Source organism: Xylanibacter brevis P6B11 (assembly GCF_000621825.1).
GTDB classification, from domain to species: Bacteria; Bacteroidota; Bacteroidia; order Bacteroidales; family Bacteroidaceae; genus Prevotella; species Prevotella brevis.
Genome location: NZ_KK211352.1, coordinates 127,824 through 146,390, shown reverse-complemented (window position 1 = coordinate 146,390; position 18,567 = coordinate 127,824). Strand labels below are relative to the sequence as shown.

Annotated in this window: 13 protein-coding genes; 8 read left to right on the top strand and 5 right to left on the bottom strand. The window is 53.9% G+C overall.

What is annotated here, in order from left to right; translation table 11 throughout:
* Nucleotide 1 precedes the first annotated feature (1 nt).
* From T496_RS0110390 to gpmI, 5 genes are all read left to right on the top strand, one after another.
* Complete coding sequence (locus tag T496_RS0110390; protein WP_027450698.1) at nucleotides 2–904, top strand: WYL domain-containing protein; 903 nt, start codon at nucleotides 2–4, stop codon at nucleotides 902–904.
* On the top strand, nucleotides 901–2,295 hold the full coding sequence (locus tag T496_RS0110385) for a glycoside hydrolase family 88/105 protein (protein ID WP_027450697.1): 1,395 nt from the start codon (nucleotides 901–903) through the stop codon (nucleotides 2,293–2,295). Before T496_RS0110390 ends, T496_RS0110385 begins: the two co-directional genes overlap by 4 nt.
* Nucleotides 2,276–5,266, top strand: coding sequence for an exo-rhamnogalacturonan lyase family protein (locus tag T496_RS0110380; RefSeq protein WP_052342182.1), 2,991 nt, complete (start codon nucleotides 2,276–2,278; stop codon nucleotides 5,264–5,266). The genes T496_RS0110385 and T496_RS0110380 overlap by 20 nt, the downstream gene beginning before the upstream one ends.
* Nucleotides 5,267–5,288: 22 nt before the next feature.
* Nucleotides 5,289–5,951, top strand: a complete 663-nt coding sequence (locus tag T496_RS0110375) for a DUF4923 family protein (protein ID WP_027450695.1) — start codon at nucleotides 5,289–5,291, stop codon at nucleotides 5,949–5,951.
* 273 nt (nucleotides 5,952–6,224) lie between these two features.
* Nucleotides 6,225–7,745, top strand: coding sequence for a 2,3-bisphosphoglycerate-independent phosphoglycerate mutase (gene gpmI, locus T496_RS0110370; protein ID WP_027450694.1), 1,521 nt, complete (start codon nucleotides 6,225–6,227; stop codon nucleotides 7,743–7,745).
* A gap of 108 nt (nucleotides 7,746–7,853) precedes the next feature.
* Here gpmI and T496_RS0110365 read toward each other — a convergent pair whose 3' ends face one another.
* On the bottom strand, nucleotides 7,854–8,603 hold the full coding sequence (locus tag T496_RS0110365; RefSeq protein WP_155808192.1) for a hypothetical protein: 750 nt from the start codon (nucleotides 8,601–8,603) through the stop codon (nucleotides 7,854–7,856).
* 144 nt (nucleotides 8,604–8,747) lie between these two features.
* Between T496_RS0110365 and ung the strand changes: the two genes are divergently transcribed.
* Entirely contained in the window at nucleotides 8,748–9,413 is a 666-nt protein-coding gene (gene ung / locus T496_RS0110360) for a uracil-DNA glycosylase (RefSeq protein ID WP_027450692.1), read from the top strand.
* Between the two features lie 63 nt (nucleotides 9,414–9,476).
* Complete coding sequence (locus T496_RS0110355) at nucleotides 9,477–10,079, top strand: DUF3109 family protein (RefSeq protein WP_027450691.1); 603 nt, start codon at nucleotides 9,477–9,479, stop codon at nucleotides 10,077–10,079.
* Between the two features lie 3 nt (nucleotides 10,080–10,082).
* Here the strand turns inward: T496_RS0110355 and T496_RS0110350 are convergent, their stop codons facing one another.
* From T496_RS0110350 to T496_RS0110340, 3 genes are read right to left on the bottom strand one after another with little or no spacing between them, the layout of a single operon-like run.
* Nucleotides 10,083–10,958, bottom strand: a complete 876-nt coding sequence (locus tag T496_RS0110350; protein WP_027450690.1) for a helix-turn-helix domain-containing protein — start codon at nucleotides 10,956–10,958, stop codon at nucleotides 10,083–10,085.
* Nucleotides 10,951–13,350: a glycoside hydrolase family 95 protein gene (locus T496_RS0110345; RefSeq protein WP_027450689.1), complete on the bottom strand. Its 2,400-nt coding sequence runs from the start codon at nucleotides 13,348–13,350 to the stop codon at nucleotides 10,951–10,953. The genes T496_RS0110350 and T496_RS0110345 overlap by 8 nt, the downstream gene beginning before the upstream one ends.
* Nucleotides 13,350–15,758 (bottom strand): beta-galactosidase, encoded by a 2,409-nt coding sequence (locus T496_RS0110340; protein WP_027450688.1) that lies wholly within the window; start codon nucleotides 15,756–15,758, stop codon nucleotides 13,350–13,352. Before T496_RS0110340 ends, T496_RS0110345 begins: the two co-directional genes overlap by 1 nt.
* Nucleotides 15,759–15,901: 143 nt before the next feature.
* Between T496_RS0110340 and T496_RS0110335 the strand changes: the two genes are divergently transcribed.
* Complete coding sequence (locus tag T496_RS0110335) at nucleotides 15,902–16,975, top strand: M20 family metallo-hydrolase (RefSeq protein ID WP_027450687.1); 1,074 nt, start codon at nucleotides 15,902–15,904, stop codon at nucleotides 16,973–16,975.
* A 53-nt stretch (nucleotides 16,976–17,028) separates the two neighbouring features.
* Here T496_RS0110335 and T496_RS0110330 read toward each other — a convergent pair whose 3' ends face one another.
* Entirely contained in the window at nucleotides 17,029–18,546 is a 1,518-nt protein-coding gene (locus T496_RS0110330) for a peptidoglycan DD-metalloendopeptidase family protein (RefSeq protein ID WP_027450686.1), read from the bottom strand.
* Between the last annotated feature and the right edge of the window lie 21 nt (nucleotides 18,547–18,567).

The window sequence follows — 18,567 nt, the reverse complement described above, 5'->3', positions numbered from 1 at the left end:
TATGCGACACGATAAACTGGAAAGAGAGCTGCGACTGCTACTGCTGCTCATCGAGAACCATCACTATACGGTGGCGGATATCTGCAATAAGATAGACATTTCGCGCCGCAATCTGTATTATTATTTAGAGTCGTTCAAGTTTATGGGCTTCCACGTAGAGAACAATAAGCCCTACTACCGCATACGCAAGGACTCGCCGTGGTTCAAGAAGCTCGATGCCGCCGTCCACTTCACCGAGGATGAGGCCATCATGATGCGCCATATCCTGGACAAGACTGGCGATGACAGTCAGCAGATGCAACGCCTGAAGCAGAAGCTGGACAAGCTCTACGACCTGGACATCCTCGACAATGTGGAGCTGCGCGAGCAGGTGGGGCGCAACGTGTCGTCTATCTATGATGCCATCAAGCAGAAACGCACCGTGGTGCTCGAGGGCTACTCCTCGGCCAACAGCAATACGCTGAGCAACCGCCTCGTAGAGCCGTTCCTGTTCTTGAACGGCAATCAGAAGGTGCGCTGCTTCGAGATAGCGTCCAAGATGAACAAGACGTTTAAGCTGTCGCGTGTGCAAGACGTGAAGATACTGGACCTCTTCTGGCAATACGAGAAGTATCACCGCGAGATGTTGACCGACATCTTTATGTTCAGTAGCGAGAGTCAGCAGCTGGTCAAACTGCGACTGGGCCGACTGTCGGCCAGTCTGCTACGCGAGGAATACCCCCAGAGCGAGCGCTATATTGAGCCCGACGGCAATGACCACTGGCTGGTGGAGCTACCCGTCAGCTCGTTTAAGGGCATCGGTCGTTTCGTGCTGGGACTCATGGAAGACATCGACGTGCTGGAGAACGACGATTTCAAGGACTATCTACGACAGAAAATACAAACTATGAAACAACGACTATGAACAAATTGAAAACAAATCTTATTCTTTTGGCGTTGATCTGTTGCACCACGACGAAAGCACAGCAAGTCAACGACTCGAACACGCCGCTGCACCTCATGAAGCCGGCCTACAAGTGTGGCTACGGTGTGCCTGAGGCTGGAGCCGTGAAGCAAACCATGGACCGCGTGCTGCACTATCTGCAGCAGTCCACCCCCGCCGTGATTGAGGACAGCAAGACGCATCGCGTCATCACCGATTACAAGACCATCAACGAGAACAGCCAGTTGCGCCGCGGCGACTTCCGACTGACCAGCTACGAGTGGGGCGTCACCTACTCGGCCATGATGGCTGCCTATAAGACCACGGGCGATGTGGCCTATCGTGACTATGTTTACGAGCGCTATCGTCTTCTGGCTGCTGCCGCCCCCTATTTCACACGACTCAGCAAGCAGGGCAAGAAGATTGACCCCTTGATGCGCAAGGTTGTTGACCCGCAAGCGCTCGACGATGCAGGCGCTGTCTGTTCGTCGATGATCAAGGCCAGTGTGGCCGACAAGTCGCTGCAGTTGGAAGCCCTCATCAATAACTACAGCGCTTATATATTAAATAAGGAGTACCGACTGGCCGATGGTACCTTTGCCCGTCTGCGCCCTCAGCACAACACACTGTGGCTAGACGACATGTTTATGGGTATCCCCACCGTGGCCCACATGGGACTTTATACAGGCAATACAAAGTACTTCGATCAGGCTGCCACGCAGGTGCAGCAATTCGCTCAGCGTATGTTTGTGCCCGAGAAACAGTTGTTCCGCCATGGATGGGTGGAGGGTATGAACCCGCATCCTGCCTATCACTGGGGGCGTGCCAACGGCTGGGCCATCCTCACCCTCTGTGAGGTTCTCGATGTGCTGCCCCAGCAGCATCCGCAGCGTCAGGCCATCGTCAAGCTGTTGCAGCAACATGCCGAGGGATTGGCCCGACTGCAGGGCATCGATGGCTACTGGCACCAGTTGCTAGACCGTCCAGAAACCTATGAGGAAACGTCATGCACCGCCATCTTTACCTATTGCATGGCTCACGCCATCAACAAGGGGTGGCTCGATGCTAAGGCCTACGGACCTGTTGTTATGCTCGGTTGGCATGCTGTAGAAAAAGCTGTCAACGATCGTGGTCAGGTGACTGGCGTCTGCGTGGGCACCGGCATGGGATTTGATGCCGCCTTCTACGCCTATCGTCCTGTTCATGTGATGGCCGCCCACGGCTATGGTCCCGTCGTCTGGGCAGGTGCCGAAATACTGAGTCTGCTCAAGGCTCAGCATCCCAAGATGAACGATAGTGCGGTGCATTTCTACGATCAAGAGATAAACACCAATGAACCAATCTTCAGCGTCGATGGAAAAACGGATTTTTAGTCTTCTGCTATCTGTCGTCTGTGCGCTGATGGTTCATGCACAGTCGGGGCTGGATGCTCGTTCGTTCAGGAAATACTGGACGGTGGAATCCGAGGCTCCCGACTATCGCTTGTCGTTCTCGGGCGACACCTGTGAGGTGGTAGCGCCCAAAGGACTGACGCTATGGCGCAAACAGGCTGTGAAGCAAGGCATGGCAGTGGACTACGATGTGCTGGTCACCGACGACCGCCTGAGCGATATGAACCTCTTCTGGATGGCCAGTGACCCGGCTACTGCATCAGTCTTTAAGCGCATGAACCAGCGCCAGGGTGTGTTCAAAAACTGCTATCAGCTGCAGATGTATTACCTGGGCTATGGTGGCAACTACAATTCTACCACGCGTTTCCGCCGTTATATGGGCGGTGGCGAGGTGCCACCAGTGTGGAAGGAATATACCGATGCCGCCCACCTGTTGCGCTCAGGCCATTGGTATCACTGGCGTGTGGAGAGCACCCGCGAGGGTCGCACCCGCATCTTTGTCGATGGCGAACTGCTGGTAGACTACCTCGACCCGACGCCGCTGACCAGTGGCTGGTTTGGTTTCCGCACCACGCTCTCGCGCATCCGTATCACGAATTTCCGCATGGAGCAACTGCCAGTGCAGTCTGAGGTACCTCTGCATTGGATTGGTGCTACCCCTGCCACGCCCCAGCCGTCAACCTTTGGTGTGCCTTTTGCTCAGGGCGAACTGAAGAAGGTGACCGATGCCCGTCAGTTTGCTGCGGCCGACTGTTGGCCTTTGGCCTACTGGCCCGATGGGTCTGTCAAGTGGATGGGCGTGTCTGGTGTCTTCCCAGCTCAGAAAGAGGGCACACTCACGGTGAAGGACCTGGGGCGCCAGTTGTATATCGCCAACCAGCACCTGCAGGTGTTTATTCCTAAGCAAGGCGACAACTTCCTCGATAGTATGCTGGTGGATGGACTGAAGGTTGGCAGCGGTGCTACCTTGGTGGCCACCACCACAAAGGGTCGTTACACGGCCAAGGTCGAGCATGCTACGATAGAACGACAGGGAAAGGCCTCTGCCGTGGTGAAAGTGACCGGGCGTCACGGAGGAAAAGACGGTCGCCGCTGGCTACCTTTCACCCTGCGTCTCTACTTCTGGCAAGGCACCGACCAAGTGAAGCTTGTTCACTCTTTTATATATGATGGTGAGCAGTCGCGCGACTTCATCACCTCGTTAGGTGTCCGCTTTGGCGTGCCCATGCGTACCGAGGCCTACAACCGTCATATAGCCTTTGCCGTGGATGGCGACTCGCTGTGGCACGAACCTGTACAACCGCTCGACGGTCGCCGCACACTATCGAGAGATACCAACTGGCAGGCGCTGCAGATGCAGCAAGAGCGCATTCCTGCACCAGAAACCTTCGACGAGCAGGGGCAGACGCTGCTCAGCGAGTGGGCACAGTGGGACGGCTTCCGTCTGTCGCAGCTCACCGATAATGCCTGGTCTATCCGTAAGCGAGCCACCGACCGTAGTCCGTGGATAGGTACGCTGACGGGCTGTCGTGCCACAGGACAAGCGTTCGTGGGCGACACCGAAGGTGGTATCAGTCTGCGCCTGACCGACTTCTGGCAGAGTTATCCTTCCACCATCCAGGTGGACCGTGCCCGCAGTAATGAGGCCCAACTCACCATGTACCTGTGGTCGCCCGAGGCAGAAGCGATGAACCTGTGCCACTACGACACCATTGCTCACGGCCTGTTGTCTAGCTACGAAGATGTGCAGGAAGGCATGAGCACGCCCTATGGCATCGGTCGTACCAGTGAACTGTGGTTGCAGCCCTACACCGGGAAACCTCAATATGATACTCAGATGGGCAACTATCAACTATTGCCTACCCCCGAATACCTACATAGCAAGCGCGCCTTCGGCATCTGGTCGCTGCCCACGGCCAACCGCGAGGTGGAGGAGCGACTGGACGACTATATCACCATCTTCCAGCGCGAGACGGAGCGCTGCAAGTGGTATGGCTTCTGGAACTATGGCGATGTGATGCATGCCTACGATGAGGAACGTCATGAGTGGCGCTACGATGTGGGTGGCTTTGCCTGGGACAATACAGAGTTGGCGTCGCCCATGTGGTTGTGGTATAGTTTCCTGCGCAGCGGACGTGCCGACATCTGGCGCATGGCCACGGCCATGACCCGCCACAACAGTGAGGTGGACACCTATCACATCGGTCCCTTTGCCCCGCTGGGCAGCCGACATAACGTGAGCCACTGGGGCTGTGGCGCCAAGGAGGCGCGCATCTCGCAGTCGGCCTTCTTGCGCTTTTTCTACTACCTCACTGCCGATGAGCGTACGGGCGATCTGATGCATGCACAGACCGACTGCGACACGCTGCTCTATCATCTAGACCCCATGCGTCTGGCCGAACCTCGTTCGCTCTATCCCTGTCAGGCCCCGGCTCGACTGCGTATCGGTCCCGACTGGCTGGCTTATGCCGGCAACTGGATGACAGAGTGGGAACGTACGGGCAATCGTCGTTATGCCGACAAGATCAAAGTGGGGCTGCAGTCGATGGCTGCCCTGAAGCATGGGCTCTTCACGGGCAATAAGGCGTTGGGCTATGACCCTGCTACAGGACGAATCACCTACGAAGGACCAGACAGTCTGCTTAACACCAACCACCTGTGTACCATTATGGGAGGCTTTGAACTGATGAACGAGCTGATGCCGATGCTGCCCTCACCTCAGTTCGAGAGTGTTTGGCTTGACCACGCCCGTCGTTACCGTGAGATGGCTCTGAAGGTCAGTGGCAACAAGTTCCCAGTGCGCCGTCTCGATGCCTATGCGGCATGGAAAGACCGCGATGTGGAGCGCCGTGCACACGTGTGGCAGTCGCTGTTGGCACCCGCCAAGGGCATCTCTACCAACGATGCCGCATTGTGGTCGCTCGATGCTATCTATATGTTGGAAGTATTTTAACTCTTTATATTTATAAACAACAATGAAAAAGAACATGATGATTTGGGCAGCTGCCGCCATGATGATGGCCAGCTGCGGTTCGATTGCACTGAACCAAGATGCAACATCGACAGTAACTAACAATGCCACAACGGCTGCTACCAACGTGCTGGGCAGCGTGATGCAGGCTGCAACCAACGGACAGGCTCTGAGCAATATGTTCCAGAGCGTGCTGGGCCTCGACAAGATGACCGAGAAGAGCATCGTTGGCACTTGGAAGTACAGCTCTCCTGGTTGCGCCTTCACCTCTCAGCAGCTGTTGGCTCAGGCTGGTGGCGAGATTGCTGCCCAGCAGATCAAGGAGAAGATGCTGCCCACGTTCACCAAACTGGGTGTGAAGGCTTCTAACACCACCATCACTTTCAACGCAGACAAGACCTTTGCTGCACAGATTGCTGGCAAGAAGCTGAGCGGTACTTACACCTTTGAACCTTCTACGGGCAAGGTGGTGCTGTCAACACTGCTGCTCAATGTGACCTGCTATGCCAAGAAGAATGCCGATGGTATCGGTCTGCTCTTCGAGTCAACCAAGCTACTCACACTCTTCCAGACCATGTCTGCACTGAGTGGCAACAAGACCATGAACACCATCAGCGACCTGTCTAAGAACTACGATGGTCTGCGCATGGGCTTCGACTTCAAGTAATTGAAGCAATCATTCCACGATAGTGCCGCCTTTGGCCCGTTAAAGTGTCGCTTTGACTGGCTGAAGGTGGCACTATTGTATGCTAGAAGTGCCACTTTGACAATGCAATACGGCAGCTATTGTTGCGGTAGAAGATGCGAATTGCATCAATTAACTGTAGAAAAAGCGATTTCGTTGCCATAGAAGTTTTGCTATGTGGCGCAAAATGATTAATTTTGCACCCTTGAACATATTGATACTTAATTAAATAATATAAACGCAAAGGAAATTATTATGGCAAAGAAAGCGCTATTGATGATTCTCGATGGATGGGGAATCGGTAAGCATGGTAAGGGCGATGTGATCTTCAACACTCCCACACCTTACCTCGATTTGTTGACTGCTACTTCGGCTCACTCACAGCTCATGGCTTCGGGCGAAGATGTTGGTCTGCCCGACGGACAAATGGGTAACTCGGAGGTTGGTCACCTGAACATCGGTGCTGGTCGCATCGTTTATCAGGACCTGGTAAAGATTAACCGTGCCTGCAAGGATGGTTCTATCGTTGAGAACCCCCAGGTGAAGGCTGCTTATACCTATGCTAAGGAGAACGGTAAGAAGTTACACCTGATGGGCCTCTGCTCTGACGGTGGTGTGCACTCAAGCCTTGATCACCTCTTCAAGCTCATCGAGGTGGGTAAGCACTATGGACTGAAGAACCAGACCTTCGTACACTGCTTCATGGATGGTCGTGACACCGACCCCAAGAGCGGTAAGGGCTTTATTGAGCAGGTAACTAAGGTGTGTGCCGACAACGACGCTGCCATCGCTAGCATCATTGGCCGTTTCTACGCCATGGACCGCGACAAGCGCTGGGAGCGCGTGAAGGAGGGTTATGACCTCATCGTGAATGGCACTGGTAAGCAGGCTACCGATATGGTGAAGGCCGTAGAGGAGAGCTATGCCGACGGCGTAACCGACGAGTTTATCAAGCCTATCCACAACAGCGCCGTGAACGGATGCATCGAAGAGGGCGACGTAGTGATCTTCATCAACTTCCGTAACGACCGTGCTAAGGAGCTCACCGTGGTACTGACTCAGCAGGATATGCCTGAGCAGGGCATGAAGACCATCCCCGGACTGCAGTACTACTGCATGACGCCATACGATGCAAGCTTCACTGGTGTGAACATCCTCTTCCCCAAGGAGAACGTAGAGAACACACTGGGCGAATACCTGTCTCAGCAGGGTAAGAAACAGCTGCACACCGCCGAGACCGAGAAGTATGCACACGTAACATTCTTCTTCAACGGTGGTCGTGAGCAGCCCTACGAGGGTGAGGACCGCATCCTGGTTCCTTCTCCAAAGGTGGCTACCTACGACCTGAAGCCTGAGATGAGCGCCTTCGAGGTGAAGGATAAGCTGGTGGCAGCTATCAACGAGGCTAAGTATGACTTCATTGTGGTGAACTTCGCCAACGGTGATATGGTGGGCCACACGGGTGTTTACAACGCTATCGCTAAGGCTGTATGGGCTGTTGACAACTGCGTGAAAGACGTGATCGAGGCTGCTAAGGCCAACGACTACGAGGCTATCATCATTGCCGACCACGGAAATGCCGACAACGCTATCAACCCCGACGGAACACCTAACACGGCTCACTCGCTGAACCCTGTTCCTTTCATCTATGTGACCAACAACAACTCGGCTACGGTGAAGGACGGTCGTCTGGCCGACGTGGCTCCTTCTATCCTCCACATCATGGGACTGGAGAAGCCTGCCGACATGACTGGCGAGAACCTGATTCAGGACTAAGCTGAAAGAACCAGTATGATAAATAGAAAAACGTGAGTCTCCAAACAGGGGACTCACGTTTTTCTTATGACCTCTCCTAACCTCCTCTAAGAGGAGAAATTCTGGGAGCTATTGTGCTATTGATTCGTCTTCGAGAACGGGTGTTGCCTCTTCGTCTGTTTGTAGTTGTGACTTATCGACGGGCTTTGACAGCGACTTGCTGGCCAACAGTAGTGCCACGTAGCCTGCAATGGCGATGATGGTGGCCCAGATAATGACGTAGAGGGCGATGGTGACGGCCAGTCCGCCAATGAAATAGACGGCCAGCGTCAGACTGAAGTTGGTCCAGTCTTTACCGCCCTTGATGGTGGCATAGACGGCTAGTCCCACCTGCGCCAGTTGGGGAATGGCGATGATGGTGATGGCCCACCAAGGATGGCCGTGCGAGTAGAGCAAGAAGGCCAGTAGCGCACTGATGGGCAGGCCGATGAGCCCCCACAGCCATGAGCACTCGCGCTGGGCATGCTCGTTGGCCAGGTCGAGGGTGCGCTTAAACAGTTTCACCTGATAGAAGAAGATGGTGATGATGAGTGCACCGTTGATGATGGTCCACAGCCAGCCCACCTCGCTGGGGCGTACAAACCAGATGCGCCTTTCGGCAAACAGAAACTGCGTCAGTTCGAGCAGGCTGAGCACGATGAAGAGTGCCACCTGTGCATAGACGGTGTTCTTGCTGCTGCGCTCTCTGTCCTCACGGTTCAACTGTCCCACGGCGATGAGCAGCAGGCCCACGAAGAAGATGCCCCATACGGGCCATTCCCAGTCGTGATGAAAGATGAACGTGTCGAGATAGTTGGTAATGTTGTTAAGGAAATCCATATTCATTTGGTTTTAAGTTTGACGTTCAGTGTGGTGTTAGGTTGCGGCCTATCAGTGATGCAAATATACTACTTTTTGTTGAATAGGCCATGTTTATTGGGAAAAAGTTTGTAACTTTGTGGGCAAAACAGACATGACAAGACGATGAACGTACAGATAGAGGAAACGTGGAAACAGCACCTGCAAGGTGAGTTTGAAAAGCCCTACTTCGGACAGTTGACCGACGGTGTGAGGCGTGAGTATGCCGCAGGGGCGTGCTATCCTCCGGGCAAGTTGATCTTCAATGCCTTCAACCTGTGTCCGTTTGACCAGGTGAAGGTGGTCATCATCGGTCAGGATCCCTATCATGAGCCGGGTCAGGCCCATGGACTGAGCTTCTCGGTGCAGGACGGGGTGGCCTTTCCCCCTTCGTTGCAGAACATCTTCAAGGAGATACACGATGACCTGGGCACACCCATGCCGACGTCGGGCGACCTGAGTCGCTGGGCCCGTCAAGGCGTGTTGCTGCTCAATGCCACACTGACCGTGCGGGCACACCAGGCCAACAGCCATGCTTCGTTGGGATGGCAGCACTTCACCGATGCAGCTATCAAGGCGCTGGCTTCGTCGCGCGAACATATAGTATATATGCTGTGGGGTGGCTTTGCCCGCTCTAAAGCTGCGATGATCGACCGCACTCGCAACCTCGTCCTGGAGTCGGTTCACCCCTCACCACTATCGGCCAACCGTGGTGGCTGGTTCGGTCAGCATCAGTTCTCGCGCTGCAACCAGTATCTGGCACAAGTAGGCGAGACCCCCATCGAGTGGTAGGGAGAATAGGTTAGTTTTCCTCACTCATAATTATCAATTGTCAATTGTCAATTATCAATTAAAATGAACATCCCTCCCATCATACAAATAGGCGATATCCTCATCTCTTCGGATATCATTACTGAGAAATTTTGTTGCGACTACGAAACCTGCAAGGGCATTTGCTGCGTGGAAGGCGATGCCGGTGCGCCGGTGACCATCGATGAAGTGATGGAGATAGAGAACAGTACTGATGTGGTGTGGGATGACTTGTCGGCCTCGGCACAGAGCGTGATTGACCAGCAAGGTGTGGCCTACACCGACCAGGAGGGCGATCTGGTGACCAGCATTGTGGGCGGCAAGGACTGCGTCTTTACGTGTTATGATGGCGATAATTGTCTCTGTGCGCTGGAAAAGGCCTACCGAAAAGGTCTGACGGGCTACTGTAAGCCCATCAGTTGTGCACTGTATCCTATTCGCGAGAAGGTCTTTTCGGATGGAACGGTGGCCCTGAACTATCACCGTTGGAATATCTGTGAGTGCGGACGCAAAAAAGGGAAGGCTCTTGACCTTCCCGTATATCAGTTTCTGAAAGAACCGCTGGTTCGCCGCTTTGGCGAGGAGTGGTATCAGGAACTCTGTGACGTGGCACAGATGCTTCTTTCTTCTGACAACCAGAAGGAATAATCATCAGTTCTTCCTATAGTCGCTAGGACTCATACCCGTATGCTCCTTGAAGTACTTTCCCATGAATGACTGATTGGGAAAGTTAAAGTCGAGGGTAATCTCCTTGATGCTCTTGGTGCTGTTCTTCAGCGCCAGGCGCAGTTCCAGTGTCACATAATTGTCTATCCACGTGTTGGGTGTGCGTCCGCTGACGTTCCTCACCGACTGGCTGAGGTACTTAGGCGTGATGTTCATCTGTTGCGCATACCAGCTGACGCGACGCTGCTGGCGACAGTTCTCCTCTACCAAACGGATGAAGCGAGTGAAGATGATATCGCTGCGTGTCTGGTGGTCTTCCTTGATCGACTGGGCGCGATAGATGATGTTGCTCAGGTCATAGAACATGGCCAGGATGAGTGTGCGCATCAGTTCCTTGTGGAAGTGGTTCTGCGTCTCGGTGATTTTCTTGTTCAGAATCTTGAAGTCATCGTGGAACATCTGCTGTTCCTGTTCCGACAACGACATCACGGGGTGATAGCGGGAATAGAGGAAGAGGGCAGAGATGTCGCTCACCTCGCGAATCACCTCGTAGAAGAACTTCATGCTGAGCGCCATGCCCACGCATTCAAAGTCGTCCGACGAGGTGACATGATCCACCACATGGCGGTCGGAGACAATGATGATGTCACCCTGATTGATGATTTTCTCTTCGGTGTCGAGCATATAGCGGGCACTGCCTTTCTGGCAGAGGCCAATCACGATGAAGTTCAGACGGCGTGGCTCTGTCATCTGTGGCAGATTGGTCACGTCCGACAACAGGATCAGATCATCATTGAGCGATGCGCTTGTGCCCCATTGCTTAACCTTTTCAAAGTCTGATAATGCAATCTTTTTATCCATTCAGTTTCTTTATTTGCTTTTGTTTTAGTCGGAAAGTCTTGCTCTTTCCGTTGTATTTCATGGTGATAATGCCACCCTTGTCTGCCTTGATGGTGGCCGAGGTAATCTTGCCTTGCTTCCATGTGGCGTCAATCTCGTAGCCGCCACGGGCACGCAGGCCTTTCACTTCGCCTTCAGACCATGTCTTGGGCAGGGCAGGAAGTAGTTCTATGATAGTCTGTGGTTCTGCATCAAACTGCACGTTGCTCTGCAGCAGCATCTCGCAAACGCCGGCGGTGCCACCGAAGTTGCCGTCAATCTGGAAGGGCGGATGGGCATCAAACAGGTTGGGATAGGTGCCACCGCCCTGACCCTTTCGGCGCGGTCCGGCAGGAACATATTCCAACAGCTTCTGATAGATATGGAAGGCTTGCTCGCCTTTGTGCAGACGTGCCCACAGGTTGATGCGCCAGCCGGTGCTCCAACCGGTGGTCTTTTCGCCCTTTTGTATTAGGGTCTGCTCGCAGGCCGTCAGCAGGTCGCTGGCTGTTCCGGCATATCCCAGCTGCGATGGTGTGGCAGTGGGTGTGATGTGATGACCGGGGTAGAGACCGATGAGGTGACTCTGGTGGCGGTGGTGCGGGTCGTAGTCGCGCCAGTCGTGGTACCACTCGTTGAGGTCGCCATCCTTTCCAATGGTGTATGGGTGCAGACGAGGCAGCACCTCTTCAAGCGCTGTGATGTCATCGCCACACAGACGGCCGGCAGCGATGGTGTTGATGAACAGCTCGCGAATGATAGCCAGGTCGGCCGTACCGCCATAGCATGTCATGCCATGATAGCCACCGTCGGTGACATATTCGTTTTCGGGCGAGGTGCTGGGAGCGGTGATCAGCTCCTGTGGGGTGTGAGGATTCTCGATGAGCCAGTCCTTACAGAAGTCGGCAGCGCCTCTCATCAGTGGGTAGGCCGTGGTCTTGAGGTACTGCAGGTCTTGTGTGAAGAGGTATTTCTCCCACAGTGTTTCCACTAGCCAGGCACCGCCTAGTGGCCAGTTGGCCCATTCGGGCTTCTCGTTCTTCTCGCCCACGGGGTTAGCCATGGCCCAGAGATCACTGTTGTGGCCTGCCGACCAACCGTGTTCTATGCCGTAATAGTTCTTGGAAGTGTAGCGTCCATTCTCGGCTAAGGCCTTGACAAAGCCATCGATAGGCATCGCCATCTCTTGAAGGTTGGCAGCAAAGACGGGCCAGTAGTTCTCCTCCAGGTTGATGTTGATGGTGTAGTTGCCGCGCCAGGGTGCCTGAAGATGTGGGTTCCACAGTCCCTGCAGGTTGGCTGGGACGGCCGGCGTGCGCGAGCAACTGATGAGCAGATAGCGTCCGTACTGGAAGAAAAGGGTCTCCAGATAGCGGTCGGCAGCGTCGTTGCCTTGATGATAACCTTTCAGCAGCAGGTCGGTGGGAATGGCCAGAGGCTTTTTGTCGGCAGAGAGAGACAGCGCGAGGCGGTTGTAAAACTGCTGATAGTCGGCCAGATGGCGCTGGCGCACCTCCTCGAAGGTGACGTTCTTGGTGTGCCATATGCGGTCCATCGCTTCCTGGGTGTAGGGCGCTCCGTCTTTGACAGGGTGCTTGTCGAACCCGTTGAAGCTGGTGGCGTTGACGAAATAAACCACGGCCTCAGTCACACCTGTCAGTTGCAGGGTGCTGTCGGTGGCTTCCACCGTGCCGTCTTTATGGTTCACCTGCAGCAAGGCACAGAAATGAACGGTCTCCAGTTCGTTGCCTGTAGCATGGCCCGTGAGAGTCAGCTGGTTGCCTTTTGCCTTCACTTGATGGCTCAGCAGCGATGTCAGCTGAATCTCGGTATTGATCTGTTGAGGCTTTGATGCGCTGAGACGGATGGCGATGAGCTGGTCGGGAGCCGACGTCAGGTATTCGCGTGTATAGGTCACTCCACCTTTATTATAAGTAGTAAAAGCCACGGCAGAGTCAAGACTGAGCGAGCGGTGATAGTTGGTGACGGCTCCCGCTCTTTGATGATCTACGATATGCATGGTGGCCAGAGGCATATAGTAGCTGGAGTTATGTCCTTGCACATGCAGTTGCAGTGAGTCGGCTTTGCGATAGTCTTCGTTGAAGAGAGCCTTACGGATCTCAGGTATCCACTTCGATGCACCGGCATCTTCCTGGCGGTCGATAGGTTTACCGCTCCAGAGGGTGATGTCGTTGAGTTGGATGATGTCGTCACTGGGGTTGCCATAGATCAGGGCTCCCAATCTTCCGTTGCCTAAGGGCAGTGACTCTTCGAAATAGCGTGCGGGCTCATTGTACCACAGTCTCATGGGCAACTGCTGAGCAGAGGCTACAGCAGTTGCTAATGAGAGAAGGCATAACAGTTTTTTTCTCATTAATATAAGTATATTTTATAGTTCTTTACAGACCCTGGTGCTCCCTGTTCGGCGCGTGGCAGGTATTCCAGCGCTTTCACGTTCTGCTCCGATCCCAGGTCGATGACGATCAGGTGAGGCGCTGAGGTGCCTTTCTCCGTCTGCCAGTAGGTGGACTCTTGCAGGTCGAAGACCTTATCGCCCAGGTGGTTGCCGTTCTCATCCTCAGAGTTGGCATACTTCGTCTTCCATGGCTCGCGAGAGATGCGCTTACCGTCTTGTCCTTGCAGGTAAAGCTCAGCGATGGCCACACGGTCACCGTCCTTCTGTGCAGAGAGACATTCGATGGCGAGGTAGCGGCCCTTGGCGGTTTTACCGAAGTTGATGGTCTGCCAGCCGTTGCCAGCCTTGAAGGCACCCGTAGCCACCGGTGTAGCACTGTTCAAGTCGGGCTTGTCGCCAATGTTGTTGTGCTTGTTGCTCTTCTCCAGCTGCAGCTTGTTCAGCTCAGGCTCAGCCTGTCCCCAAACCACGGCCTCCTTTGGACCAACCACATCGAGCACGATGATCTCGTTCTTACCCTTCTTCAACCAGCAGCCAGGTACATAGAGCGTCTGCTGAGGGCCAATGCTCCAGATGCGGCCCATAGCGTGACCGTTCACATATACCTGTCCCTTGCCCCATGTCTCGAAGTTCAGGAACGTGTCGCCCACCTTCTTCAGCGTGAAGTAGCCGCGGTGGTAGCCAGGCTTCATGATATCGCCGAGCTTCTTAGATCCCTCGTAGCCCTGTATAAAGGCGAGCGCAGGAATACTTCCCTTCACCTTGCCTGTAGCAACCTGGTCGTTGACGCCCTTCACCATGTCAAGTGCCTTGATAGCCGTCTGATAGTCATCGGGAATAGCCACATTTAACCATTGCTTCGGCGTCAGCACCATCTCTACATCGTCGGTCTCAGTGGTCAGCGTGACGTTGCCGACAATGCCTTTGAAGTCCTTGATGGCGCGGCCGAAGTTGATGCGGCCCATACCTTCGACGATGATAATCAGTTCGGCACCTTTCTTCACGGCAGGTATAGTGAGCGACTTTTCGTTCTTCACGCGGTCAATCTTACCAATATATTTTTTGTCAATAAACACCTGCGCGAAGTCGTGGAACTCACCGCTGAGCACGCTCTGTGAAGTAATCTCGGGCAGGCGTGTAGAGTACATCATCGTGCCCCAGCCCATGTCCATCTCCTCGAAGGTCTTGGGTGCGCCTTTGACGGGCTTGGTCATGGCGGTCATGAAAGGTGCAAACTCCTTTAGCTCAAACTTTGGAATCGTGATGATGGGCATCGGAGCCTTAGGCACAGCGGGCATCTTCTTGCCGTCGTTGTATTTCGTCATCATCTTGCGCAGTTCCCAGAACTTAGGTGTGACATGACCATACTCGTTGATGGGCGCATCGTAGTCGTAAGAGGTGACATCAGGCGCAAAACCGGGCGAGTTAGCACCAGCCCAGTGACCAAACGAAGTTCCTCCGTGTGTCATATAGAGTGAGAACGAGATGCCCTTAGAGAGCATTTCGTCCATACCTTCTACCATATCCTTGGCAGGACGTGTCTCGTGGCGGGCGCCCCACTTGTCGAACCAACCGCTCCAGAACTCAGAGCACATCTTGGGTGCATTGGGGCGCAACTCACCCAAACGACGGAACTGCTGGTCGATGTTGGCACCAGTACCGAAGTTCATGGTCCATGTCAAGTCGTCAAGACCGTTCTTCTCGAAGTTGGAACTCCAGTCGCACTGAAACAGTGAGAGCTCCTTGCCATAGATGCCACGCAGACAGTCGCGAATCTCACTGACATAAGGCTTGTCCTCGCCATACGAGCCATACTCGTTCTCCACCTGAATCATGATAATGGGGCCGCCGTTCTGGATGGTCAGCGGTGCCAGTTGCTCACCCACCTTCTGTTCGAAGATTTTCACACGCTCCATAAAATAAGGGTCACGCTCGCGCAGACGGATATCTTTCTTCTTCAACAACCACCAAGGCAGACCGCCCATCTCCCATTCAGCACACACATAGGGACCGGGACGCACGATGACGTACATGCCGTTCTTCTGTGCCAGACGACAGAACGCAGCCACGTCGTTGTTGCCAGTGAAGTCAAACTGTCCCTCCTTCTGTTCGTGGATGTTCCAGAAGATATAGATACACACGGCATTCATGCCTAGTGCTTTACACATCTTAATGCGGTGTTCCCAGTAAGGACGAGGAATGCGAGGGTAGTGTACTTCGGCTGCTTTCACCACGAAAGGCTCACCGTTCAACAAGAAGGTCTTGTCGCCCGTTGTGAAAGAACCTGGTTTTACAGCGGCTTGTAGAGCAGTTGGTGCGAACATCAGCATTGCAGCAACTGCAAGTTTCTGCAGTAGTTGTTTCATTTTTGTTATCTCTATTAGTTACTAATATCCTATGTAGTTAGGTGTGCAAAAGTACTAAAAAACTTTCGTTTATAGTACTTTTAGAACAATTTTTTTGTTATTCTTTGATTATTCCATTCCTTTTTAATACTTTTGCATGAGATATGGACGAGAATAAGTATATAGACGAGGCTGTAGAGTTGTTGAAACAACTGATAGCCATACCGCGTGTCAGTCGCGATGAGACCGCTGCTGCCAACCACCTTGAAGCCGTGATGAAAGGGTGGGGACTGGCGGTGAACCGCTCGTGCAACAACCTCTGGGTGGTGGCCGACGATTATGATGAATCGCGCCCCACGGTGCTGCTCAATGCACACATCGACACGGTGAAGCCCGTGGCCACCTGGACGCGCGACCCACATCAGCCCTCCGTGGAGGATGGCTGCCTCTATGGCATTGGTTCCAATGACTGCGGTGGCGGTCTGGTGACGCTGCTGCAGGTGTTCCGTGTGATGGCGCAGCGCCCCCGCAACTATAACCTGGTTTATCTGGCTTCTGCCGAAGAGGAGGTCAGTGGCAAGAACGGTGTGGAGCATGCACTGCCCCTGTTGCCCCGGATCGACGTGGCTATCGTTGGCGAACCCACAGGTATGCAACCTGCTATTGCCGAGAAAGGTCTGATGGTGATCGATGGCTATGCCCATGGTGTGAGTGGTCATGCCGCCCGCAATGAAGGTGTGAATGCCATCTACGAAGCCCTCGACGACCTGTGCTGGTTGCGCGACTATCGCTTTACGAAGGAAAGTCCGCTGCTGGGCAATACCAAGATGACGGTGACACAGGTGGAAAGTGGCACCCAGCATAATGTCATCCCTGACCAGTTGCATTTCGTTGTTGACATCCGTACCAACGAATACTATCAGAACGAGTATGTCTTTGCCTTCCTCGAGAAGCACATGAAGCGCTGCGAACTCAAGGCTCGCTCGTTTCGTTTGCACTCGTCGCACATCAGCGAAACGCATCCGCTCATCCAGCGCTGCCTGCAGATGGGCATGGAACCCTTCGGTTCGCCCACACTCTCAGACCAGGCCCTGATGTCCTTCCCCTCGTTTAAGTTAGGCCCTGGCCAGTCATCACGCTCTCATTCAGCCAACGAGTTCATTCGTATCGACGAGATCTCGCAGGCATTTAATACCTACCTACAACTGCTCGATATCACCATAAACGAGGTCGATTGATGTGTTTCCACTATCAATCGACCTCCATGAAAAAACTTAGAAAATCAGTATCGTTATCTTCTTAACCACAGCATCGGGTTCAGTAGCTCGGTCCAGTTGCGCAGTTGGAACTGCATCATATTGGTGGATCCCAGCTTTCCTAATGCCTGGTTGGTTTTCACCTTCTGACCAGCCGCCACGCTGACGCTAGCCATACCGCTATATACAGAGATGTACTTGCCGTGGCGCACCATCACGATGTAGCCCTTGCCCGTGGCATACACCTTGGTCACCTCACCGTCGAACACACAGCGTGCCGACGCACCGGGCTGACCTTTCAGGTGCAGACCCTTACTGCTCAGGTGCACATGGCTCATGCCATCTACCACGTTAGAGCCGAAGCCGCGCACCACCTGGTAAGGACCCGTGATAGGCATAGGCAGCTTACCCTTGTTGCTGGCAAAGCTGCCACTCAGCTTCGCGTCGGCATCGGCAGCCATCAGCTTAGGCTCTGGTGCCGCCTTTCGTGCCTCCACAATCTCCTTCTCAGCAGTCTTTCGTTCCTCTTCAGCTCGCTTAGCACGTTCGTGTGCTGCCTTCTTCTCGGCCTCGTTTCTGGCTATGCGTGCCTCTTCGCGTGCCTTCGCCTCGCGTGCCTTTGCCTCGGCGATGCGTCGTTTGCGTGCTTCCTCCTCGGCTTTCTTCTTGCGAGCCAGTTCCTCCTGGCGTCGCTTCTCGGCTTCGATGCGTGCCTTCTCGCGTGCTATCTCCTCCTGTATCAGTCGTTCGATGCGTGCATCCAGCTCTGCCTCCTCCTTCTGTTGCTGGGCAATGATGCTAGCCACCGTCTTCTGTTCCTTCTGTAGCGAGGCCACCATCTTCTTCTGTTCGGTCTGTTGTTTCTCCAGCGTCTGCTTCTCGCGTTCGCCACGGTTCAGCAGGGTGGTCTTCTCGCTCTTCGTGTTTCTCAGCTCCTCCTGTTTGTTTTCTATCTGCGCCTGTTTCTGCTTCACTGCCTCGCCCTGAGCCCTCTGGTATGTGGCATACTCTTTCATGAAGCGCATGCGGCGATACATCTGGTTCACGTTCTTAGCGCTGAACACAAACATCAGCTTGTTCTCCACCTTACGGTTGCGATACATGTAGCGCATCGACTTGGCGTAGCGCTCCTGTCGCTCCACCAGTTCCTGGTGCAGGATGACCAGTTGTGAGTCCAGCACTTCGATGTGTGCACTCAGGTTGGTGATGTCAGAGTTGATACTGTCGATGGTGCGACGCTTCTCGCTGATCTCATTGTTCAGCACCAGCACGTCCTGCATGCGCTTTTTCACGTTGCGCTCCAGTTCCACCTGACGTTTCTTCTGAGCTGCGATGTTCTGTGAAATCTTCTTTCTCCTGTCCTGTAGCTGTTCCTTCTCGCTTTTCCTGGGTGCAGCCTTCCTGGTAGTCGTCTTCTTTTTGGCAGCTGTCTTCTTCTTTTTGGCCTGAGTCTGCGTGGTGGCAGGCTTACGGTGTGTCTGCGTCTTTCGCTGTTGGGCAGAAGACATGCCGAAGCACATGAGTACCATGAGCAGGAAACAGATTTTCTTCATATCGCAGTTATCCTTATTATA